Origin of the sequence: Paenibacillus sp. TAB_01, assembly GCF_043945595.1 — a bacterium.
In the GTDB taxonomy this organism is placed as follows: Bacteria; Bacillota; Bacilli; order Paenibacillales; family NBRC-103111; genus Paenibacillus_S.
In genome coordinates this window covers 614,644-636,740 of the sequence record NZ_JBIFNP010000001.1, presented here as the reverse complement: position 1 = coordinate 636,740, position 22,097 = coordinate 614,644, and the positions used below count along the sequence as shown (strand labels likewise).

General features: G+C 54.3%; 18 protein-coding genes. 1 reads left to right on the top strand and 17 read right to left on the bottom strand.

Going from position 1 to position 22,097, the window contains the following annotated elements:
- Positions 1-28 precede the first annotated feature (28 nt).
- The 17 genes from iolC to ACHHV8_RS03075 form a co-directional block, all read right to left on the bottom strand.
- Positions 29-1,042: a 5-dehydro-2-deoxygluconokinase gene (gene iolC, locus ACHHV8_RS03155; protein ID WP_395156673.1), complete on the bottom strand. Its 1,014-nt coding sequence runs from the start codon at positions 1,040-1,042 to the stop codon at positions 29-31.
- A gap of 3 nt (positions 1,043-1,045) precedes the next feature.
- A complete protein-coding gene (gene iolE, locus ACHHV8_RS03150; RefSeq protein WP_395163410.1) occupies positions 1,046-1,957 on the bottom strand; it encodes a myo-inosose-2 dehydratase in 912 nt (303 codons plus the stop codon).
- Between the two features lie 115 nt (positions 1,958-2,072).
- Entirely contained in the window at positions 2,073-3,944 is a 1,872-nt protein-coding gene (gene iolD, locus ACHHV8_RS03145) for a 3D-(3,5/4)-trihydroxycyclohexane-1,2-dione acylhydrolase (decyclizing) (protein ID WP_395156671.1), read from the bottom strand.
- 415 nt (positions 3,945-4,359) lie between these two features.
- Positions 4,360-4,836: a NanQ anomerase/TabA/YiaL family protein gene (locus ACHHV8_RS03140; RefSeq protein ID WP_395156669.1), complete on the bottom strand. Its 477-nt coding sequence runs from the start codon at positions 4,834-4,836 to the stop codon at positions 4,360-4,362.
- Positions 4,837-5,410: 574 nt separating this feature from the next.
- The gene (locus ACHHV8_RS03135; RefSeq protein WP_395156667.1) at positions 5,411-6,355 is read right to left on the bottom strand and encodes a dihydrodipicolinate synthase family protein; all 945 of its coding nucleotides are present in this window, start codon (positions 6,353-6,355) and stop codon (positions 5,411-5,413) included.
- A 475-nt stretch (positions 6,356-6,830) separates the two neighbouring features.
- Complete coding sequence (locus ACHHV8_RS03130) at positions 6,831-7,349, bottom strand: phage tail protein (protein ID WP_395156665.1); 519 nt, start codon at positions 7,347-7,349, stop codon at positions 6,831-6,833.
- 20 nt (positions 7,350-7,369) lie between these two features.
- Complete coding sequence (locus ACHHV8_RS03125; protein ID WP_395156663.1) at positions 7,370-7,870, bottom strand: phage tail protein; 501 nt, start codon at positions 7,868-7,870, stop codon at positions 7,370-7,372.
- Between the two features lie 20 nt (positions 7,871-7,890).
- Entirely contained in the window at positions 7,891-8,400 is a 510-nt protein-coding gene (locus ACHHV8_RS03120; protein ID WP_395156661.1) for a phage tail protein, read from the bottom strand.
- Positions 8,401-8,436: 36 nt separating this feature from the next.
- Positions 8,437-8,736 carry a DUF6916 family protein gene (locus ACHHV8_RS03115; RefSeq protein ID WP_395156659.1) on the bottom strand — a complete coding sequence of 100 codons (300 nt, stop codon included), beginning with the start codon at positions 8,734-8,736 and terminating at the stop codon, positions 8,437-8,439.
- Between the two features lie 46 nt (positions 8,737-8,782).
- Positions 8,783-9,247, bottom strand: coding sequence for a GNAT family N-acetyltransferase (locus ACHHV8_RS03110; RefSeq protein ID WP_395156657.1), 465 nt, complete (start codon positions 9,245-9,247; stop codon positions 8,783-8,785).
- A gap of 245 nt (positions 9,248-9,492) precedes the next feature.
- Positions 9,493-14,862 (bottom strand): S-layer homology domain-containing protein, encoded by a 5,370-nt coding sequence (locus tag ACHHV8_RS03105; RefSeq protein WP_395156655.1) that lies wholly within the window; start codon positions 14,860-14,862, stop codon positions 9,493-9,495.
- An 810-nt stretch (positions 14,863-15,672) separates the two neighbouring features.
- Positions 15,673-16,389, bottom strand: a complete 717-nt coding sequence (locus ACHHV8_RS03100; RefSeq protein ID WP_395156653.1) for a YebC/PmpR family DNA-binding transcriptional regulator — start codon at positions 16,387-16,389, stop codon at positions 15,673-15,675.
- A 335-nt stretch (positions 16,390-16,724) separates the two neighbouring features.
- Positions 16,725-17,822 (bottom strand): hypothetical protein, encoded by a 1,098-nt coding sequence (locus ACHHV8_RS03095; RefSeq protein WP_395156651.1) that lies wholly within the window; start codon positions 17,820-17,822, stop codon positions 16,725-16,727.
- 166 nt (positions 17,823-17,988) lie between these two features.
- Positions 17,989-18,813: a hypothetical protein gene (locus ACHHV8_RS03090; protein ID WP_395156649.1), complete on the bottom strand. Its 825-nt coding sequence runs from the start codon at positions 18,811-18,813 to the stop codon at positions 17,989-17,991.
- A 134-nt stretch (positions 18,814-18,947) separates the two neighbouring features.
- Complete coding sequence (locus ACHHV8_RS03085; protein ID WP_395156647.1) at positions 18,948-19,400, bottom strand: GNAT family N-acetyltransferase; 453 nt, start codon at positions 19,398-19,400, stop codon at positions 18,948-18,950.
- Positions 19,401-19,606: 206 nt separating this feature from the next.
- Complete coding sequence (locus ACHHV8_RS03080; protein ID WP_395156645.1) at positions 19,607-19,870, bottom strand: hypothetical protein; 264 nt, start codon at positions 19,868-19,870, stop codon at positions 19,607-19,609.
- Between the two features lie 134 nt (positions 19,871-20,004).
- Complete coding sequence (locus ACHHV8_RS03075; protein ID WP_395156643.1) at positions 20,005-20,307, bottom strand: antibiotic biosynthesis monooxygenase family protein; 303 nt, start codon at positions 20,305-20,307, stop codon at positions 20,005-20,007.
- Positions 20,308-20,630: 323 nt separating this feature from the next.
- Here ACHHV8_RS03075 and ACHHV8_RS03070 point away from each other — a divergent pair, with 323 nt between their 5' ends.
- A complete protein-coding gene (locus ACHHV8_RS03070) occupies positions 20,631-21,980 on the top strand; it encodes an Nramp family divalent metal transporter (protein ID WP_395156641.1) in 1,350 nt (449 codons plus the stop codon).
- Positions 21,981-22,097: the final 117 nt, after the last annotated feature.

Below are 22,097 nucleotides of genomic sequence, written 5' to 3'. Positions count from 1 at the left end.
CGGTGATAAGATAAAAAGGCGTAAAGCTCTAAGAAGCCGTAATCTCGCCGCGGTTGCAGCGTTCGATGTAATCATGAACCTGGTCGGCTGTCGGCATCGCGTCCGAGCAGCTGTGGCTGGAAATAACGATGCAGGCTGCGGCGCTGCCGAATTCCATGCTTTTCTCCAGCGTCCAGCCCTGCATGACGCCGTACAGGAAGCCTGCGGCGTAAGAGTCGCCGGCGCCGAACGTTTTAACGACGCGGGCAGGGAAGCTTTGGGCGCGGTGGCCGACGCCGTCCTGCGTATAGGCGATGGAGCCGTCCTTGCCGTGCTTGATGATGACGATTTTGGCGGAATAATCGAACCATTTGGACGCGGTAATATGGTCGCTGTGGTCCGGGTTATCCTCGAAGCGCTCCATCATATCGAATTCTTCCCGGGTACCGAGGATGATGTCGCATTTTTCTGCGGCCAGGTTATAATACACTGCCGTTTCTTCCGGCGATGTCCATGTATAAGGGCGGTAATCGAGATCGAACACGATGACGGCGCCGTGCTTTTTCGCATAAGCAAGCGCTTGGAACACCGCTTCGCGCGACGGGCTTTTGGCAAGCGCCGTGCCCGAGATCAGCAGCACCTTCGCTTGAGCGATCAGCTGCTCCTGTACTTCGCCAGGGGTCAGCAGCAGGTCGGCTGCGTTGTCCCGGTACATCAGAATGCTGCAGTCGGTCGGGCTTTTGATCTCGGTGAACGCAAGGCCGGTCACCGCACCTGTCGTATCGTTCACGACATTGGCAGTGGAAATGTTATTGCGGCGCAAATAGTCCGCGATAAAACGGCCCATCTGGTCGTTGGCGATTTTACCGATAAAGGCTGTGTTCAAGCCAAGCCGGGACATGCCGATCGTAATATTGGCCGGAGAGCCGCCGACATACTTCGTAAATGTCATCGTTTCTTCCATCGGGCGATGAATTTCGTTCGCGTTCAAATCAATGCAGAGACGGCCGATAGCTACAAAATCCAGCGGCTTCTCCGCGCCGGCAAAGTTTACATACGTCATGGCTTACACCCTTCCTTCGTTTGAGGTGAGAGATTCAATATAGCGAAGCGCCTTGCGCGCATATTCATACGGATTGTGGACCGCAGGGTCCTGCTCGCCTTCGAGCATCGCCCAGCCGTTGTAGCCGCGGTTTAACAGCTCCTGGAATACCGGGGAGAAATCGAGACATCCGTCCCCTGGGACGGTAAACACCCCTTTGCGGATGCAGGTAATAAAGTTGGCCTGCTCAGCCCGCGCTTCATCCAGCACTTCCTGCCGGATATCCTTCAAGTGGATATACACGATCCGGTCGTAATGCTTGCGCAGCACTGTCAGCGGATCGGCGCCGCCATAGTAGGCATGCCCCGTATCGAACAGCAAGTAAACGAGCGACGGGTCCGTCAGCTCCATCAGCCGGTCGATCTCGTCCGGCTGCTCGACAACCGTCCCGCCGTGGTGATGGTAGGTCAGCTTCAGGCCGTACTCCTGCGCGATCGCTCCGGCAGCGTTCAGCCCCTCCGCCAGGCTGCGCCAGCCCGCTTCGTCGAGCCGCAGCACCTCTTTCTCATTCGGCGTACGCCGCAGATCAAAATGCAGCGAGCCGCCGACCTCAGCCGTGCTGATCACCGTGCTGCCCATTTCTTGGAGAAATTCCGCGTGCTTCCGGTAAGCGCGAAGCTCTTCTTCCCTGTAAGCCGGATCGGAGAACAGCACCGATTTCCATTGCGACACGAGCTGGATGCCCCGCTTCGACAGCTCCTGCTTCAAGACAGCGATGTCCGCAGGATATTTTCGCCCCATCTCGGTGCCTGTGAGCCCCAGAGCCTGAATATCGTCCAAAATGCGCTCATATGTCGTGTCCGCGCCATGCTCCTTTACATCCTCGCCGACCCAGTTGATCGGATGGACGCCAAGCCGGAACGGCAGCTTCTCTATCTTCATGTCCTTCCTCCTGCCTTTGCTCTAAAATAACCCCACAAAGTGGAGCTTACACTTCGAAGCGGACTCAGGTACTTTGCGGGGACCCCGAAAACATATGAATTCTATCATGTTAAAATAACCGCGCCGCCTGAATCCGGGCTTTCATCTCTTCATACGCCGACAGCACTTTGCCGCTGACGGATACCTCCGGTACGCCGACCTGCCACCAGGACTCGTAGCCGTCCGTGTTCGTCCCCGGGACAACGGCAATTTCGATCAATGTCGAGATCGTCTCGTTCTTGGCCTGCAGCAGCGCCGCTTCCAGCTCCTCCGCCGTCCCGGCCTTATAAGCCTTCAATCCCAGGCTGCGGGCATGCGCGGCAAAATCGATCGGCAGGTAGCTGCCGGTAAGCCTTCCGGTCTCCGTTTCGCGGAAGCGGAACTCATTGCCGAAGCCGTCGCTGCCGTGGCCTCTTTGCAAGTTGTGAATGCATTGGAAGCCGTGATTGTTGAAAAGCACTACGGTTATTTTGCGTCCTTCCTGCAGGCTCGTGACTAGCTCCGAATGCAGCATCAGATAACTGCCGTCCCCGACCAGCGCGTACACCTCGCGGTTCAGATCGGCCAGCGCTGCCCCGAACGCCCCGCTGACCTCATAGCCCATGCAGGAGAAGCCGTATTCTATATGGTACGTCTTCGGCTCCGCCGCTCTCCACAGTCTGTGCAGATCACCCGGCAGACTGCCTGCCGCACATACGATGACGGACGACGGGTCGATCGTCCGGTTTACCACGCCAAGCGCCCGGGTCTGAGCCAGCCCCGCCTCGCACTCCGCGCTGTACAGCCGGTCGACCTCGCGGTCCCACTGCTCCTTCATCCCGGCAATTTCCGCTTCGCCGTAGCCGCTGCGGTATCCCTGTCCGGCAAGCGCTTCATGAAGCGCTTTCAATGCTTCCCTGGCATCTGCGGTGATTGCCTCTCCATTCAGCTTGACGGCATCGAAGCCGCTGATATTAATATTAAGAAACTGTGCGTCCGGGTTGGTGAAAGCCGATTTGGACGCTGTCGTAAAGTCCGAATACCGCGTGCCGACGCCGATGATCAGGTCTGCCTGCTTCGCAAGCACATTCGCTGCCAGCGAGCCGGTGACGCCGATCCCTCCGACATTCAGCGGATGGTTCCAAGGTAAAGCGCTTTTCCCGGCCTGCGTCTCCGCCACCGGAATCCCGAACGCTTCCGCGAACCGGATCAGCTCCTCTGCCGCGGAAGCATACAGCACGCCGCCGCCCGCAACAAGGAGCGGCCTGCTTTTCCCGGCGACCAGCGCCGCCGCCCGCTCTACCGCCTGTGCCGCAGCAGGTCTGCGGTCGATGTAATGAACCTTCTTCTCGAAAAACGCCTCCGGGTAGTCGTACGCTTCCGCCTGCACATCCTGCGGCAAAGCCAGCGTCACCGCGCCGGTTTCAGCCGGGTCCGTAAGGACGCGAATCGCCTGAACGGCCGCCGTCATCAGCTGCTCCGGCCTGACGATGCGATCCCAATATTTGCTGACCGACTTGAACGGATCGTTCGCCGACACCGTATAGTCTCCCTGCACCTCCAGCTGCTGCAGCACCGGATCGGGCTGCCGGGAAGCGAAGTTATCGCCGGGCAGCAGCAGCACCGGAATCCGGTTGACCGTCGCCGTCGCCGCGGCTGTAATCATATTCAAAGCGCCAGGGCCGATGGAACTCGTGCAGGCCATAATTTTCCTGCGGTTATGCTGCTTGGCAAAAGCGGCTGCGGTATGAACCATCCCCTGCTCGTTCTTGCCTTGAATGTATACCAAATCGCCCGCGCTTCGCTCCAGCGCCTCACCGATACCGGTTACATTGCCGTGCCCGAAGATACCCATAACGCCATGAACGAATTTCGTTTCCTGTCCGTCTACCGAAATGTACTGCTGGTCTAAAAAACGCAGCAAAGCCTGCGCCATCGTCAGTCGAATCGTAATCGCCGCCATCTCCCTTCATCCTTTAAGAGATTAACCGCTTAATCTCCTTGAGTTAAGCGCTTAACTCGATTGTACTATACAAATTATTTCCACACAATGCCCCTGTGAAAAAAAAATCGCCGCAAGCTTGGCCAACAGCCCTTTGCTTCAGTTCAGCTGTCTATCTTCCGCTTCTTCGCAGTCGTAATAAGCGCCGTAGACCGCCTTTATTTCATTGTACGTTTGTCCCGGCAGTTTATGACCAGCATTATTCCGTACTGTGCATAATAATGCATTGTATTTTCTTGTACCGCATCTCGTGCCGTGCACGGCTCTCTTACTCCATACCGTTCCCCATATTTTCACCGCCATAAATCCCTTGTAACAGCAAAAAAGCTCCCTGTTCAAACGAACAAGGAGCTTTCGCTTTGCGTCGAGCCGTTGATTAAGAATTCCATAAGTCCTTATGAATCTTCAGAACAATTTTCTTTACCGCACTCGGTCCGTTTAATTGACAGCAAGGACGGTGCACGTCCGAAGGATAAAATACGGCGAACTGCCCTGGACGCAGCTTCAGCATCAGCTCATTGTCGACCCGTTCGTAAAATACGAGATCGTGCGTAGAGAGCTTATCCTCACTCACCGGCAGCTCAGGCGAAAGCTTCGCTACGCCGATCGCCTCTTCCCCGCTGATCAGGAATTGAATATCCGCATACGTCTCATGGGATTCCGGCCGCCGCTTATGCGCAGGCTCCGTCTCTATCTCCTGCACCAGCGCGAACATCCGCTCGCCGTCGATCTCGTATTTGCCGGCTGCCCTGTCTGCCAGGTTCAGTGAAAAAATAGCATCGAGGCCTCTGCGGATATGTCCTGAATACGTCTGCTTCTCCTGCTCGAAATGAGCCATATCGCCAAAAATCATGGAAATGGCCTCCTTTCATCTCATAATTTGATCGTGACATGTCCTATCTTACCATAAAATGAAATCGTTTTATTGATAAAACGCGAGCTTGTCGAGAAACCCAGAATTTGTGTGATACTCCGGTGGGGTATCCTCCTCCAGCCGCTGTTGAAACCCGCGAACTCGATTAAATTTAAAGGTATTTTCACGGATTTCAAAGGCGGACTTAAACTCTTCCGGAAGATACCCCACCTGCGTCTGTATTCCTTTTTCACTTAAAGACGGGTTTCTCGACAGCCTGTCGTTTTACCGATAAAACGACCTCTTTAATCGCAAATTACAATTCGCTCAAGCCAGCCTCCCTTTTTCCTTGCAGCGAAGGCTGTCCTTACGGACGGATGGATCGACCGGCTTGGTCATCAAGCCTATCGGATTCAGCGCTTTTACACGTTACAGGGGGCCGGTTATCCAGCCTGACTTATTTGTAAACCGTTCGGCTCTCCGCTTGTATGTGAACCTATCGGTTTTCTTCATACCGCAAACTTGCCGATTCTCCGTCTTTACATGAACAAGCTCACCCGTAACTTCCCTCTGCTCATGCTTGGTGCCCGGAGTCTCCGATCCGTATCCGTTCGGCTGCGGTCTGCGTCAACCTTTGAAGCTGCTCTACCTCAAGCCGGTAGGTCGCGGTGAATTCAATTTGATTCCGGGTGCGGGAAACCAACGTATTGAAAATCCCTTCGAGCATCAAATGATATTTGGCATTCACCGGATAAAGCTGGCGCTCGATCAGCGAGGCAATGCTCAGGAAATTGCTCAGCTCTTCAGCTCGCTCAGGCTGGGCGGCTCCATTGCGCATCAGCCAAACGTACAGCTCGGGATGAAAATTCGCCATCACACCGCTGTATCCCGTGACTCCCAGCCGGATCGTCTCCAGCAGGGTCGCCGAGTTCGCGTTATATATATTCAAGCCGGTGCCCTGTACGGCTTCCAGCTTAGCCTTCATGCTCTCTACGTCGCAGCTCGTATCTTTGAGAAACAAGAACCTGCCTGTGCCCGCGCACCACCGGAGCAGCTCAGGAGAAATAAGCCTCTTGTACGGAAACGGGCACTCATAGAACCCGAGAGGGATGTCTTCCGGCAGCCGCTGCAGCAGTTTTTGCAGGTTGGCAAGCCATACGTCGTCCGATTCGTCCTGCGCGGCCAGCCGGTTCGTCAGCAGCACCAGCGCATCAATTCCTGTGGCTGCGATGGCCTGCAGCTCCTCCGCCTGATCCTCCAGGCTGTCTGAAATGTGTCCGGAGGCAATCACGGGAACGCGCCCTCCGGCTTTTTCTTTTACGAAGGCCGCAAGCTGTACCCGCTCCTCCAAGCTAAGAAAAAACATTTCGCTGGACTGGCATACCGCAAAAAGCCCGTCGACTCCCCGGCCGATATACCACTCGACCGCCCGTTCCAAGGCCGGGTAATCGATCTCGTTGTCTTCCGTAAACGGAGTGACCATCGTCGGCCATACCCCTTCGGCGATTCGCATACTCATCTTCCTCTCCTCCGTCCGTGTTTGTGAGCTTCGCGTTCCAGGCGCTAAGTCTAGCTTAACAGAAATAGATAAAGCGCTTTCTTTTTGCTCTAAAAAATGGCCCTGCCTCTTCTCCCGTTTGCTGAAAAAGTCACCTATGTGTGTATGGATCCTTTTTCGACGATTTTATCCCCGACTCCGCGTCCTACAGCATAAAATCCATGTCGCTCACCGACTGCATTCCGCTTTGCTGAAAGCTCGCTTCCGCTTATGCTCGCGCTTTTAGTATAGGCAGCTGGTGTGTGAGCGTCAACCTATTTTCTGGAAATAGGAACACAGCTCGTTTCAATATCCATATCCAAATGGATGATCAAAAAGGCACTCACTTCGTCGAATATCATAAATGTTAAAAAACATCGCTCTCTCTTGATAGCGATGTTTTTTAACGTTTTTTCAAATTATCGGACACGATGCATGTGGCTTCATACTGATTAATTTATGGCTTCGGCGGATAGTTGCCTTCTAGCGAAATGATAAAGTTCATTGCCAAGAACGGCTGCATATTGTTGTGGGGATTGCTGCCGCCGGTAACTCCCAATGCTAATGGGCTCATCGGTGTGTCGATGTTCGACGAATAAATCTGAGGGCCGCGTGACGCCGCCGAGCTGGCCCAAACTGCTCCCGTAGGCGCTGAACCTGTCGGTGACAGCTGTGCGTTTACTCCATGCGTGTGATTCGGGATTTGCGTTTCGTCCAAGGTTATCGCGGACGAACCTCCAACCTCTCCCACCGTGCGGGGAGTCAAACCAGGCCCGGTACCTTGGTGAACAGGCGCGCATACCTGGAAATTCGGAAGCGCAAAGGTCGTTCTGCCATCCCCTCCGTAAAGTGCACCGATAATGCTGTAAAGTGCCGAATTTTGTGCAACACTCAGTAAGGTACCGTCACATAATGCCCAGCCGCTAGGTGCATAGTTGCCTGCAAAAATCCGAATTTCTCCGAGATAAGGATCCATATGCTCCGTTCCTCCTTGATTTAAGATCTGGGCGGGAAAATGCCCTGAATAGCAATACAGTAATTCAAAACAGTGTACGGCTGCATATTTTCATGAGCTTGACTGCTTCCGGCCAGAGCAAGCGAATCGCCGCTCATGGTCACATTGGCTGCGCTTTGGTACAAGTTGTACCCGCTGGCGTTAGTCCCCCATGCAGCTCCCGTAGGTTTGGATGCCGTAGCCGGATCACTGCCGCCGCTCGCCTGGTGCGTATGCATCGGCATTTCATTGACGGTCAGCGTATGCGCTGATTCTCCGGCTGACGTACCGTAGTGAATGGTGCTGCTGCGGTGTATTGCCACTCTTCCTTGAAGATTCGGCAGCGCGAAAGTCGTTCTTCCGTCCCCACCGTAGGTCGTGCCAAGCAAAGAGTACAAAGCCGTGTTTTGTTGAATCGGCAGCAGCTGCCCATTGCACATCGCCCAGCCGCGCGGAGCGAAGTTAAAAGAAAATGCCCGAATTTCAGCCAAAAACGGTTCCATGATTATTCCTCCCTGATCTCCTATGATTGACTTGGGAATACCCCTTCAGTTGCAATAATGAACGATACGGTCAGAAAAGGCATGATGTTGTCATGCGACTGATTGCCGCCAACCGAACTGATCATCGCCGGGTTCATCGTCGTATTCGGCGCAGTTGTGGAATAAGGGGTCACATTGCTTGCCGAGCTTGTCGCCCAAAATGCATTGGCCGGGCTGATACTCGTCGCGGCCACGTTCGAAGCATTCGGAATATGAGTATGCGCCGGCATTTGGGACGCCGTCAGCGTCACTTTCTCCGTTCCCGCCATTTGACCGAGCGTATAGCCGCTTCCCATATGAATCGGAACACGTCCCCGCAAATCCGGCACGGCAAAGGTCGAACGGCCGTCTCCGCCGTATGTAGTGCCAATCAACGTATACAACGCTTCATATTGACTGATATTGAGCAGTTGTCCGTTGCACAACAACCAGCCAATCGGAGCATATGTCCCGCTAAACATCCGAATTTCACCTACATATTGATCGCTCATATAGCAGCTCCCTTCGAAATTATAATAATCATTCGCCTATGATTGCTCATTTTTCAGCAGATTGAACACCGCTTCGTACAAATAACCTTCAGCGTCTTTGGCAACCGGAACGATCATCCAATCGACCGTCCCCAATATCTCGTGCTGAAGTCGGTAGAGACCCTGCTCCAAGGGCGCGTTCAACGGCCCCCTCAATAACAGTGAAAATTGTTCGACGATTTCGTTGCTTCCCTTGTCCTGTACTTGCGTCAATTTCAAAGTCAGAGGCTCCCCCTGCACAGACGCAACCTGAAAGCTGCTGCCTTGCAAAGGTGCTGCTTCTGAAAATGATTTCATTCGATGCTTCTCCTTCCTCAGCGAAGTTATCTGGAGAATCTGTATATTAAGATTCATTCCATTCCATAGCAACGTACGGAAATTGCTCTCCCGTGACGCCGAAACCTAGACGGGCATAAAGCCGCTGAGCCGGATTATGCTGAAGCACATGCAGCCGCACACTTTTCCCTTGCTGCCTAGCCGTTTCTTTTAGCTCGGTCAGCAGCCGGGTGCCGATGCCTAGATTACGGTAAACCGGTAAGATCGCGATGTCTACCAGCACAACCGATTGCTCTGTGACAGCGCTAGAAATTTGTCCGACTCGCTCCTCGTTTTTAAAAATAATACGCTGTAACAGGTTTGGATAGTGAGCCCGGTAGGAATGTCTTTGGGCATCGAACTGCATGCGCAGAAAAGCATTCATCTGGGAATCATCCCAGCCCAGCGCACTCAGCTCATTCCGCCTCGTTTCGGAGTACAGTTCGTACAAAAACAGTTCGTCATCCGCAGCTGCCTGTGCAAAGCAAAGCATACGATTCCCTCTTTTTCTCAAGATTTTTCTGGGGATGGCAGCACCATATAATTCCAAATTCCTAACTTTTATATTGCTCGAAAGACCGAATATTGTCAATTAATGTATGAAAATGATTTTTACTGCTTCTGTCATGCTCTTGATGGGGAAAGGGGGACTCGAAAAAAGAAGAAGATGCCCGCTGCCGGCAACGATGGCTTTTCGGGAACATCCTCTTCTCACATCCTTCTTCTGTTAGGCCAAAGCTAAATCAAACCCGAATTCTGAAGCAGCCGTTTGATCATTGCCGCTACCTCAGCTCTCGTGATAAACGCTTTTGGCGCCAACTGCATGCCTTCTCTTCCTGAGACGATTCCCGCTTCCACACTATCGGCAATACCGTCTGCAGCCCAAGGGGATGCTGATGAGTCATCAGTAAATGCACGCAATGTTTCTTCTGCCGCTTTGGGCTCGAGCTTGGCTTTCAGTTCTGTAAGTCTCATGGCTTCGGAAAGGATAACCATCGCCTGTTCACGCGTAATATTATCCATCGGATGGAAAGTGCCGTCTTCAAAACCATTGATCAGATGATATTCATAGGCCGTTTTAATGGCGCCGCTGTACCAGTCGGATTCCTTCACATCCGAGAATGGCGCCACCCCCTTCTCCAGCCGGAGTCCCAGTCCGCGAACTATGATAGCTGCAAACTCGGCGCGGGTAATATCCCGATCAGGACTGAACGTGTCTTCACCCGTTCCGTTGATGACCATCCGTGAGCCCATATCGTTGACGGCGTCCTTGGACCAATGGTTAGCCACATCACTGAATGTAATCGGATGCCATACAACCGAGTAGGTACTGTTGGTCAAGCTGTTGATGACTGCATAATACTTGCCTTCCATCTGAACAACTTTGGTCGGCACGTGGCGAACCGTTCCGTCCGGATCGACGACAACCCCTGTCGTAATTTTACTTGGATCGACGCCATCAGGAATTGCAATGGTTCGCTCCACATATGCATTGAACTTTGTTACTTCGATAGTCTTATCCCCATGTACGGCTCTCACCGTAAATTCAACCGGAGGGACAACAAGCGTGAATGTGCCTTGCTTCGCGGCATTTTCAACGACTTTCACCGTATCGGCTGCCGGCGCGGCAATTTCAATTTGCACCTTGATATCCGACAATGCAACAGATGTGCCGATTTGAGCGGACACGGAACCGATGTTGATTTGGTTTGCCGGAAGCGTATAGGAGGCTTGATCGGTTTTAATCTGGAGCACTGCCTGCTTGTCTTCCATATTTTTCACCATTTGACCGGTTAATTCTCCGACCACGACATCGGACTTGGTGTTAAGCGGAATCGTCACGAGTGCGCCTTGACCTTCCGCCGCCAGCTTGTCGTCTAGTTTTTTCTGATCGACCGCAATTGTCGTCACCGTCTGGTTATCCTTTTGCGAGATTGTCGCCGTTCCCGCATTCTCAACCTTGCCGTTCACAAACACATTAACACCGACATCCGTCGTTTCCGTTTGAGAAGGCGTGTCTGTTTGCGACGAAGGCGTAGACGGAGAGGATGGACTGCTGTTATGGTTGTTTCGCGAAGGGGCGACAGGACGAACAACGTTGGATTCGGCAGAAGATGCGCTGCTTCCCGCACCGTTGACGGCCTTGACCGTAAAGGTATAACTTGTTCCATTCGTCAAGCCGGTAACCGTTATCGGGCTGGACGTTCCGGTTATAACCACATTTCCTGGTGAGGCTGTCACTTCATACGCAGTAATCGGACTTCCGCCATCGTCAGCTGGTATCGTAAAACTTATCGTTGCTTGTCCATTTCCTGCAACTGCCGTCACATTCGTCGGCGAGGCTGGCACCGTACTCGGTGTTGCGCTTACTTCATTGGAAAATCCGCTTGCTCCGCCTGGATGCGACGCTTTGATTACAAAGGAATACGTGATGCCATTGATCAATCCCGTAATCGTCGCATTGTACACACTGCCAGCTACAGTCATTGTTGGATCAATATAAATTTCGTTACCTGTTCTTTGGTATACAGAGTAGGTTACGGAACCATAAACGGGCTCCCATCCTATAGTAACGGACTGATCCTTTACCTCCAGCAGGGTAAGGACAGGTGCGGTAGGATCAGGCCACAACAGCATGAGCTTAGAGGACGTAATCTCCTGCAATCCCCCTGCATGAAACGCCAGCTGCGCTCCGCTTACCTCTACAGCATTTACTGCACCTAAGCCGCTGAATGTCGCTACTCCGGCATTCGCCGTCACGGTTGCCTTTCCTGTCAGCGTCCAGCTGCCTGCATCCTTCCTCGAGACCGTCACCTGCGTGCTGCTGTCCGTACTGACCAAGTTGCCGTAGGCATCCACCAGCTTCACCACCGGCTGCTGTGCAAATGCCCCGCCATTTACTGGCGGCGCCGTCACATCTTGTGACAGCGTGAGCGCAGCCAACGCTCCTGCCTTCGGCGCGATCGTCAGGCTGTTCGTCGCTGGCGTTGCCACGCCCGCTATGCTAAAACCTATCGTCTGCGATTCCGCTTTGTTCAGCGCCAGCGCTGCTGTTGCTGCCCCGTTGGTGAAGGTCACGTCGATCGACTGGCCCGCTCCCGCCGCGGACGCATCCAGCGCTGTTCCTGCAAAGGTGCCGTACGTTCCGTTCGGTGCCGCACCGTTAATCGTTACGCTGTGCGTTCCGGTAAAGCTCGTATCTACATTCCCCAGCGAATCCTTTACCGTCAGCGTTACTGTGTTGTCCGCTCCCGCTTCCGGCGTCAACGTCTGCGCTCCCGCTTCTGCGGTCTGCGCCGAGGCAGGGGCCGGCAGCATCACTGCCGTCGACGTAATCTCCGGCAAGGCTCCCGCATGGAACGCCAGCTGCGCTCCGCTTACCTCTGCCGCATTCGCTGCACCCAGGCCGCTGAACGTCGCCACTCCGGCATTCGCCGTCACGGTCGCCGTTCCTGTCAGCGTCCAGCTGCCCGCATCCTTCTTCGAGGCCGTCACCTGCGTGCTGCTGTCCGTGCTGACCAAGTTGCCGTAGGCATCCACCAGCTTCACCACCGGCTGCTGCGCAAATACCCCGCCGTTTACTGGCGGCGCCGTCACGTCCTGCGACAGCGTGAGCGCAGCCAACGCTCCTGCCTTCGGCGCGATCGTCAGGCTGTTCGTCGCTGGCGTTGCCACGCCCGCTATGCTAAAACCTATCGTCTGCGATTCCGCTTTGTTCAGCGCCAGCGCTGCTGTTGCTACCCCGTTGGCGAACGTTGCGCTAATCGCCTGACCTCCACCTGCCGCGGACGCATCCAGCGCTGTTTCTGCAAAGGTGCCGTACGTTCCGTTCGGTGCCGGTTCCGCACCGTTAATCGTTACGCTGTGCGATCCGGCAAAGCTCGTATCTACATTCCCCAGCGAATCCTTTACCGTCAGCGTTACTGTGTTGTCCGCCCCCGCTTCCGGCGTCAACGTCTGCGCTCCCGCTTCTGCGGTCTGCGCCGAGGCAGGGGCCGGCAGCATCACTGCCGTCGACGTAATCTCCGGCAAGGCTCCCGCATGGAACGCCAGCTGCGCTCCGCTTACCTCTGCCGCATTCGCTGCACCCAGGCCGCTGAACGTCGCCACTCCGGCATTCGCCGTCACGGTCGCCGTTCCTGTCAGCGTCCAGCTGCCCGCATCCTTCTTCGAGGCCGTCACCTGCGTGCTGCTGTCCGTGCTGACCAAGTTGCCGTAGGCATCCACCAGCTTCACCACCGGCTGCTGCGCAAACGTTCCGCCGTTCACTGACGGCGCCGTTATATCTTGTGACAGCGTGAGCGCAGCCAACGCTCCTGCCTTCGGTGTAATCGTCAGGCTGTTCGTCGCTGGCGTTGCCACGCCTGCTATGCTAAAGCCTATCGTCTGCGCTTCCGCTTGATGCAGCGCCAGCGCTGCTGTTGCTACCCCGTTGGTGAAGGTCACGTCGATCGACTGACCCGCTCCCGCCGCGGACGCATCCAGCGCTGTTCCTGCAAAAGTGCCGTACGTTCCGTTCGGTGCCGGTTCCGCACCGTTAATCGTTACGCTGTGCGTTCCGGTAAAACTCGTATCTACATTCCCCAGCGAATCCTTTACCGTCAGCGTTACTGTGTTGTCCGCTCCCGCGACCGGCGTCAACGTCTGCGCTCCCGCTTCTGCGGTCTGTGCCGAGGCAGGGGCCGGCAGCATCACTGCCGTCGACGTAATCTCCGGCAAGGCTCCCGCATGGAACGCCAGCTGCGCTCCGCTTACCTCTGCCGCATTCGCTGCACCCAGGCCGCTGAACGTCGCCACTCCGGCATTCGCCGTCACGGTCGCCGTTCCTGTCAGCGTCCAGCTGCCCGCATCCTTCTTCGAGGCCGTCACCTGCGTGCTGCTGTCCGTACTGACCAAGTTGCCGTAGGCATCCACGAGCTTCACGACCGGCTGCTGTGCAAACGTCCCGCCATTTACTGGCGGCGCCGTTATATCTTGTGACAGCGTGAGCGCAGCCAACGCTTCTGCCTTTGGTGTAATCGTCAGGCTGTTCGTCGCTGGCGTCGCCACGCCTGCTATGCTAAAGCCTATCGTCTGCGCTTCCGCTTGATGCAGCGCCAGCGCTGCTGTTGCTACCCCGTCAGTAAACGTCACGCCGATCGCCTGCCCTCCTCCCGCCGCAGACGCATCCAGCGCTGTCCCTGCGAAGCTGCCGTATGTTCCGTTCGGCGACGGTTCCACGCCGCTAATCGTTACGCTGTGCGATCCGGTAAAGCTGGTATCCACATTCCCCTGTGAATCCTTTACCGTCAGCGTCACGGTATTGTCCGCTCCCGCGACTGGCGTCAGCGTCTGCGCTCCTGCTTCTGCGGTCTGTGCTGGAACAGGAGCCGTTTCTCCGGCAAAAATCAGCTGCGGCCTATATGTCTCATTTTCATTAGGATAAATCGTAAAGTAGGCCGATGTTGTCTGAAGAGTGGCACCGGACAGCAAGAAAGTGATATCCGCAGCCCCTCCGGAAATCTTGTTCTTCACATAGTCCGTTACGTCCAAGTTCAAACATCCCAACAATACACCCGGAATAGGGGTACAGCCAGTTGACGTCGTATCCACGTTGCCCGGATCAACCGTATCTTCGTTGTTCATACCGTTATTTTTTTTCGTTGCTACTCTGATATTTTGCAAGTGGTCGAGAAGAGGATCGTTATTGTCTGCAGGGAAGTCACTTACTGAGTCTGCTTCCCAGTTCGTAATATTTGACGCATTCACCGTAACCACGGCGTCATATGGAGCATTGGTGTGGACAAAAACATATGGAATAAATAGCCTCATCGTCACCGAAGAAATGGTCGTTGGCAGATCTGAATCCAAATCAGCAAAATTTATCATCGTTCTCTGATTACCATACTCGGAGTCAGGGCCGACAAAGTTGACATAAAGTGGTCCGCCTCCAATCAAAGCACCGATGTCCTCACCCGACACGTGCGAACCGTCATTGTCAAAATACACATCCTTGTCGGCAGGCTTGACCATATCCCCGCTGGCCAGAGCCAGCCGCATGCTCCACACCGGCTGAATCAAGGAAAACACAAGCGCAAGAACCAATACTAGCGATATTCTTTTATTCAAACTCCTTCACCCCATCCCGATTCATTCAAAAACAAGAGCGCCAAGCTGCCCTGACGCTGCGGATTTCTATTTGCCAAATATTCGACATCAGATTGTAAATTCCTGTTGAAATAGGTTTTTTTTACAACAGACTAGAACCACGGCTTCACAATTGGCGTATGAGATTAAACTACTAATATAAAAGTCCTCCTTTATTTGATCTGCGGCGGCATACCCGCCAGTGCCCATGTGGTCCCATCATGCAAGTCTAAGTATTGTTATCCTTCGATTGCAGCATAAATCGATTTATTTGCGTCCTAAAGCAAGCGCTTTGCCCACTTGTACGCTGTCGATATTGCCAGCTCAATGAACCTCCCTATCGTCAAGCACAAAAAATGACAAGCTTTTCTGCTGCCATTCAGCGGAGATTTTGCCCAAATTTAATATGTCATGGTGAAGCGAGAAAAAGTAAGTCTTTCGCCATCAGTTGAGCTCAACCTCCAATCCAAAAATCAAACAGGCCACCCCACCGGTATTATGGACCGGCAGTGTTGCCTGTTTTTTGATATTTTGCCGATAGAACTGTAAGATTCTTCACACTCAGCATCAACGTGCCACAGGACTCCGGATAATTGCCCGGCTCAGCTCACTTATTATCAGGAATCCTTTTTTTTGAATGCGCTTACAATTTTCACGGTCTAGAGGATAAACCAGCCTCCCCCATTCCTTTCCATCCTGCACCATTGTAATGTAAAGAAAAGCTCCTGATCCGGAGCCTTTCCACAATACATGAAAATAGCGGTATCCCTTATACGAAGATCATTATGAAGATCAATAGCCGTCTACATTCGTATAAACCTGCTGCACATCTTCAAGATCTTCCAACGCATCCAGCAATTTCTCGAATTGAGCCTGGACCTCTTCCGGAATCGTTACATAGTTTTGGGCAAGCATCGTGAGCTCGGCCACGGTAAATTCTGTGATTCCCGCATTCTTGAACGCTTCCTGCACAGCATGGAACTGCTCCGGATCGGCATAGACGACAATAGACTCGTCCTCTTCCAGAACGTCGCGCACATCCACATCGGCTTCGAGCAGAATCTCAATGACTTCATCCAGCGTTTTGCCGGACAGACCGATAATGGCCGTTGCGTCAAACATATACGCTACCGAGCCGCTGACTCCCATGTTGCCGCCGTTTTTGCTAAAAGCCGCGCGCACGGACGAGGCCGTACGGTTCACGTTGTTGGTAAGCGCGTCGACAATAATCATAGAACCGCCGGGTCCGAAGCCTTCGTAACGAAGCTCCTCATACGTTTCTTCCGAGCTGCCCTTCGCCTTATCGATAGCACGGTCGATAATCGCTTTAGGCACGTTGTACGTTTTAGCCCGCTCCAATACGACTCTTAAAGCGCGGTTCGATTCGGGATCCGGCTCCCCCTTTCTAGCCGCTACATAAATCTCGAGTCCGAATTTCGCATAAATTCGACTCGTGTTTACATCCTTCGAGGCTTTTTTCTCCTTAATATTGTTCCACTTACGCCCCATAACCTGTTCCCACTTTCTTATTTATTGTACATGAACATTATAACCGATTTTTCGCTCTGTACAATAAAGCGGCTCTCCTGCTCAAGCGGGGCCGTTCCTTCTCCTTGCCCGCGCGGGCAGTTGCCCGGCTTGTTCTTTTAAAAGCCGCTGCGCATTTGTGCCCGAAAAGCCCATGCCTTGCTTGCGCCAAAGCTAGCCATCGGCTTGGCCGGCGGCTTCCTTCAGCCCTATATAGTGGCATGGTGCCACCACTACGCCAAAAAAGCTATCCGGAGAGCCGCCTCTCCGGATAGCTTCAGCTTAACGCGCCGGCCGCCTCCCGCGGCCGCAAGACTCTACAGCCAAGGATTCAGCCCTTCCCAGCGGACAATCCAGGAGCCGTCCTTCGGGAAGCCCGGCGCGTCGGTCTCGCCGGAGCCCTGCCAGCCGCAGGCCATGACGGCAACCGCCGAGAGCAGGCCGCCGTTGCCGGGCAAATAGGCGCTGAGCCCCGCGCGCTGGTCGTTATGCCCGTTCGGCAGATAAGTATTCTTCTTCGTATCGAATAGCAGCAGATCCACGGCCAGGCGGCCTTCGCCGAGACGCGCCGCCGTCATCGCAGCCATCGGGAAATCCCAGCCCCAGGACGTCGGCCAGTCCCATTCGTCGCGGACTTTATACAGCGTGCGCCGCATCGTCTCCGGATCGGCCAGCTTGCCCGGCAAAATGCCGAGCGCGCCAAGCATCGACGGATGATCCGTATTCACCCGGCTGAACGTATCGGGGCAGCGCTCATGCGCCAGGTAGACGCCATCGGCAGCCGGAAGCGCGGACAAATGGTCGAGCACATGCTGCCAGTCCGGATCAGGCTCCATTCCGAGACGCTGTCTCCACGACTGAGCCAGCTCCAGACCGTGCCGCCAGTACTCCAGCTCAAAGGTGGGATTCAGCGTAGCTTCCGCCTTATGCTCCTCCTGCGCCGGAATGACCGGAGGGCCCAGCACGTAGCGCTGTCCCGCTTCCTCCCATACGGCAAAGGACGCCATAAACGCCGCCGTTTCCATAACGACGTCGCGGAAGGCTTCCAGCGTCTGCGCCGTAGGCTCCGCCAAATAGCACAGCTCCGCATAGACGATCGGATGCGGCTGCTGCCAGATCAGCAGCGGCCCGATCGGCGACGGGCTGTCGCTGCCCTCCGGGCCGACCATCTTCGGCCAGCGGGCTCCAGCATAGCCCTGCTCGCGGGCCAGCGCTCTAGCCGCCGGTAAAATGCGGTTGTAGAAGCCAAGGCTTTTGCGCAGCAGCGGCGTCCTGTCCCACAGCGCGAAATGGACGGCGTGCCACCAGTGCATTTCCAGGTGAAACTTCCCGTACCAGCTGTTATACAGCAATCCCGTCTCCTGCGGAGGGAGCGAGCCGGCGCAGTGGATAGCCGTCAAAAATTGCGACAGCACGATTCTGCGCTCCAGCTCCAGCGCTCTAGGGTCGCTGCTTTGCGACAGGTCGATCGCTCCGCCCTGCGTCCAGAACGCAGCCCAATGCTTCCGGCTCGCCTCGGCCGTCCCGGCAAAAGAAACCGGCTCCGGGGACTCCTCCAGCGGACTGAAGGCAAAGGTGCCTTCAAACGCCGCTTCCCCGGTTCCGGCCGCTGGAACGATGCGGAACCGGTGCCTGCCGTCGCGTACGATGCTGCCGGAGAGACCAGGAGGCGGCTACCTTGTAACCGTCTTCATCCATCGTGCGGATAAAGACGGCTTCCGTGCCGCCGGTCTGCGTCAATTCGCTCTCATGATCCTCCTCCCGGTTCCAGTTGAGACCGACGTCATCGGCCCATGCTTCGGCATCCTGCGTCGGCGACGGAAAGCCTATGGCAATTTCCAGCCGTCCCTGCGTCAGCAGCGCCGACTCGATCCTAAAGCTCAGCTGGTCCGAAGACGGATGGCAGCAAGTTTGCACCGTCACGGGAACGTCTCCAGCCATAAAACGGCTCGTCAGCATACCCTGCCACAGGTCGAGCGTCTGCTCGATCTGCGTCAGCTCTCCGAGGCTGACCATACGGCCGTCGGAATTCAGAAGCCGCATGCCGATCTGCGCCAGCTGCAGCCGGTGCGGATTTTGTCTCAGCCAGTGAAACGCCTGCTCCTGCTCCTTGCCGTCCACGTAATACCCTACCTCGCGTCCGTAAGTATCGTACATCTGGGGACGAAGATCCGAGCGTTGATACCGGTTGTTCCCCTCCGAGCTGTGCCAGCCCCATTGAGACTGCGTGCCGAGAGGCACGTCATAGTTCTCGGGAAAGCTTTGCAATCCCGTTATATCGGCGGTGAAAGCGAATTCTCCATTGCCTACGGCAAACGGAGCGAACAGGTCCGCCTGCCGGTACGTCGGATGATGCCTGTGAACTAATGCGTAACGATCAATCCCCTCTTGCTTCCTGCCTGACATACTACAGCCACCGCCTTATTGAATTTGATTAGCACTCCATTGCACTCCCTCTTCATACCATTCTGCAGCCGGACACCGATTTCCTTGTACTGCGCTGTAAATATTGGGAAAGAAGACGGCAGCGCCCAGCTATTCTACTTCCTTCCCCACTCCAGGTAATGGGTTGCCTTCTCAAACGAAGCGCCTGCGGAAAAACCGATGCTTCTGTAAAATACATCCGCGGCAGGCTGATCGGTGAACAGCACCAATGCGGAGTAATGCTTTTTCGCTTCGTCTACAACAGCTTCCATTAAATGCCTGGCGACTCCTTGTCTTCTGTATGCCTGCAATATGTACAGCCTTCGAACTCTCCCAATATCCTGGCGTTCTCCATACGGATTTCTGTTCAAGCCGCAAACCCCGATCATCCGGTCTTCGTCTACCGCAGCCAGCAGCAGCTCTCCCGGCCGGTCAAACCGGTTGCCTCCCGACTGGTATTCGTCCACCAGCCTTTGCAGATGACGATGCCCCTCCGCTTTGCTTTGTTCAAGCAAGCAGGACAGCCTGTCATCAATTCCTTCCAGCCGAACGATGGAACATTTGTACAAAGACCTAACCTCCCTAGGTTTGATTCAGAACATGTTAGGAGCAAAGGGTAAAACATGTCTGTCTCCTTACAATAACTTCTCCTCACTTCTGTGCACAGCAAAAAACTGCCGAACGCTTCCGGCAGCCTGCATCTGTATATATAAGTTCGTATCATCCGGCACGAGCAGCCCCATCCAACAGATGCAAATTAACCTATCCCGGCAGGTTAAAGGTCTCTTGCAATATGAGGCTTGCTGTAGTGGCTGACCCCGCCGGAGCCGACAAGCACTCTTCCGCCTTTGTTAAAAATAAGCAGCTTGCTTTGGCCGTTATTCAACAGCACCGTTACTCTTGCGCGATTGCGGGTAGCTGTATAGATAACGTATCCGCTTCTAGTTATAGACGTGCTCCAGTTTCCATCGAACTCCGACCTCGCGACACGATTGGAGTAGACCTGGTTTTCCACCCTGGCCGATCGTGCATTTCTCATAGCGCCGCCCTCCATTTCCGTTCCCACGGTAGTACAATCCATACATACTATTCCAAGGTTACGTTTCGGGTATGGACAGCTTGACCGGAGGCTCGGCTTTTTCCGCTCCCGGCTTGGCCCTCATTCTCCGTTTGTTACGCCCGAAAGATATCTACGCGTTCAAAGTGCTCGACGGTCGGAAACGGATCATAGTACGGATGCAGCAGTCTTTTCCACTCCTGATATTCCGTCGACTCGCGGAACCCGACCGTATGATCTTCGAGCGTTTCCCATTTCACCAAAAGCAGATATTTCCCCTTCGCTTCCATGCATCTGTGCAGCTCGTGGCTGATATACCCGTTCATAGAGGAAATGATAGACGATGCCTTGCGAAAGCTTTCCTCATAATCGTTTTCCGACCCTTCCTTGACTTGCAGCATAACGGCTTCGAGAATCATCGCGCGCCTCCTTCTGCCCCAGCTTGAATGTTCAACTTGCTTTTCCTCTGCATCCACCGGCGTATTTCTTCCGGCATTATCTTAAACACCACTATAACATAATGCGCCGTTACCGTATTTATTTTCGGCAAATTCGGATGGCTGCCTTGCTGTGAACACGCTAATGTTAAGCTTTCCCACAAGTTTTGCATTAGGCAAACTTTTTGTTGCGAATGCAATTCTTTTGTGCTAAGTTAATATCAAGCTAAACAAATGATCCGAAAACATTTTCCATTTAAATATTTCAACAGATATGAATTCTGCTAAAGAAAGAAGGGTTTATTATGGATTTGGCCAAAAAACAACAGTCGGCAGCCTCCTCCGGTTGGAGAAAGGACCGCGACGCGCCAAGCCTGCCCGAAGTGCATAAGTCGATGGCGGTACCGGCCAAGGGAGGCTTTTTCCGTAAGCTGCTTGCTTTCATAGGACCAGGCTACCTCGTGGCGGTAGGGTATATGGACCCCGGGAACTGGGCGACGGATCTTGCAGGCGGCGCGCTTTTTAATTACTCTCTGCTCTCCGTTATTCTGATCTCCAACTTGATGGCTATTCTGCTTCAAGCTCTGACCGCCCGGCTCGGCATTGCCACCGGACGGGATCTGGCGCAGGCATGCAGGGATCATTTCAGCAAGCCGGTAAACTTCGCTCTCTGGGTGCTGTGCGAGCTGGCCATAGCCGCCTGCGATTTGGCCGAGGTGATCGGCTCCGCCATCGCGCTGCAGCTGTTGTTCGGCCTCCCGCTTCTGGCCGGCGTTCTGCTTACCTCTATCGACGTTCTGCTTGTGCTGCTGCTGCAAAACAAAGGCTTCCGCTACATTGAAGCGATCGTCATCTCGTTGATGGCGACCATTGCGCTTTGCTTCGGCTTAGAAATGTTCCTTTCGAAGCCGGATATCGGAGGGATTTTTACAGGTTTTGTTCCAAGCGCGGAAATTGTGAAGAACCCCGAAATGCTGTATATCGCACTTGGGATTCTCGGAGCTACCGTCATGCCGCACAACTTATATCTGCACTCGTCCATCGTTCAAACGAGAAGATTTGAGGAAACGACGGAAGGCAAGCGGTCCGCCATTAAGTTCGCTACTATCGACTCGACGATCGCCTTAATGCTGGCCTTATTCGTTAACGCAGCGATCCTGATTTTGTCCGCTGCCGCGTTCCATTCGACGGGACACACGGAGGTAGCCGAAATTCAGGACGCCTACCGGCTGCTTGCTCCGCTTCTGGGTACCGGCTTGGCCAGTGTTTTATTCGCCGTCGCTCTGCTGGCTTCCGGGCAAAATTCTACGTTAACCGGTACGCTGGCCGGACAGATTGTTATGGAGGGCTTCCTGAATATCCGGTTGAAGCCTTGGATTCGGCGCCTGATTACCCGCCTGATCGCAATCGTTCCAGCCGTGATCGTCATCGGAATCTATGGAGAAAAAGGCACAGGCGACTTGCTCATCTTCAGCCAGGTTATTTTGTCTTTGCAGTTATCTTTTGCAGTCATTCCTCTTGTTATGTTTACGAGCGACAAAAAGAAAATGGGGCCGTTCGTAGCCCCAGCATGGCTGAGCACGCTGGCCTGGATCATAGGCATCGTCATAGCCGTCTTGAACGTCTACCTGCTGTACGGAACCTTCTTCGGATAATGCTGCATTATAATAAAAACACAGACAGCGGCGGCCGCTAGTCTGTGTTTTTTTGCGTCACACAATAGTTGTATTACAAATGGTTCTTCTTCCGTTACCCGCCGCCCGTCTTCCTCC

What these genes read in the sequence shown, in the direction of transcription:
- ACHHV8_RS03075 (WP_395156643.1), bottom strand. Translation starts at nt 20,307, where the DNA reads ATGATTCTCGAAGCCGTTATGCTGCAAGTCAAGGAAGGGTCGGAAAAC.
- ACHHV8_RS03100 (WP_395156653.1), bottom strand. Translation starts at nt 16,389, where the DNA reads ATGGGGCGTAAGTGGAACAATATTAAGGAGAAAAAAGCCTCGAAGGAT.
- ACHHV8_RS03125 (WP_395156663.1), bottom strand. Translation starts at nt 7,870, where the DNA reads ATGGAACCGTTTTTGGCTGAAATTCGGGCATTTTCTTTTAACTTCGCT.
- ACHHV8_RS03070 (WP_395156641.1), top strand. Translation starts at nt 20,631, where the DNA reads ATGGATTTGGCCAAAAAACAACAGTCGGCAGCCTCCTCCGGTTGGAGA.
- ACHHV8_RS03080 (WP_395156645.1), bottom strand. Translation starts at nt 19,870, where the DNA reads ATGAGAAATGCACGATCGGCCAGGGTGGAAAACCAGGTCTACTCCAAT.
- ACHHV8_RS03110 (WP_395156657.1), bottom strand. Translation starts at nt 9,247, where the DNA reads ATGCTTTGCTTTGCACAGGCAGCTGCGGATGACGAACTGTTTTTGTAC.
- ACHHV8_RS03090 (WP_395156649.1), bottom strand. Translation starts at nt 18,813, where the DNA reads ATGTCAGGCAGGAAGCAAGAGGGGATTGATCGTTACGCATTAGTTCAC.
- ACHHV8_RS03140 (WP_395156669.1), bottom strand. Translation starts at nt 4,836, where the DNA reads ATGATTTTTGGCGATATGGCTCATTTCGAGCAGGAGAAGCAGACGTAT.
- ACHHV8_RS03120 (WP_395156661.1), bottom strand. Translation starts at nt 8,400, where the DNA reads ATGAGCGATCAATATGTAGGTGAAATTCGGATGTTTAGCGGGACATAT.
- ACHHV8_RS03130 (WP_395156665.1), bottom strand. Translation starts at nt 7,349, where the DNA reads ATGGATCCTTATCTCGGAGAAATTCGGATTTTTGCAGGCAACTATGCA.
- ACHHV8_RS03135 (WP_395156667.1), bottom strand. Translation starts at nt 6,355, where the DNA reads ATGAGTATGCGAATCGCCGAAGGGGTATGGCCGACGATGGTCACTCCG.
- iolC (WP_395156673.1), bottom strand. Translation starts at nt 1,042, where the DNA reads ATGACGTATGTAAACTTTGCCGGCGCGGAGAAGCCGCTGGATTTTGTA.
- iolD (WP_395156671.1), bottom strand. Translation starts at nt 3,944, where the DNA reads ATGGCGGCGATTACGATTCGACTGACGATGGCGCAGGCTTTGCTGCGT.
- ACHHV8_RS03115 (WP_395156659.1), bottom strand. Translation starts at nt 8,736, where the DNA reads ATGAAATCATTTTCAGAAGCAGCACCTTTGCAAGGCAGCAGCTTTCAG.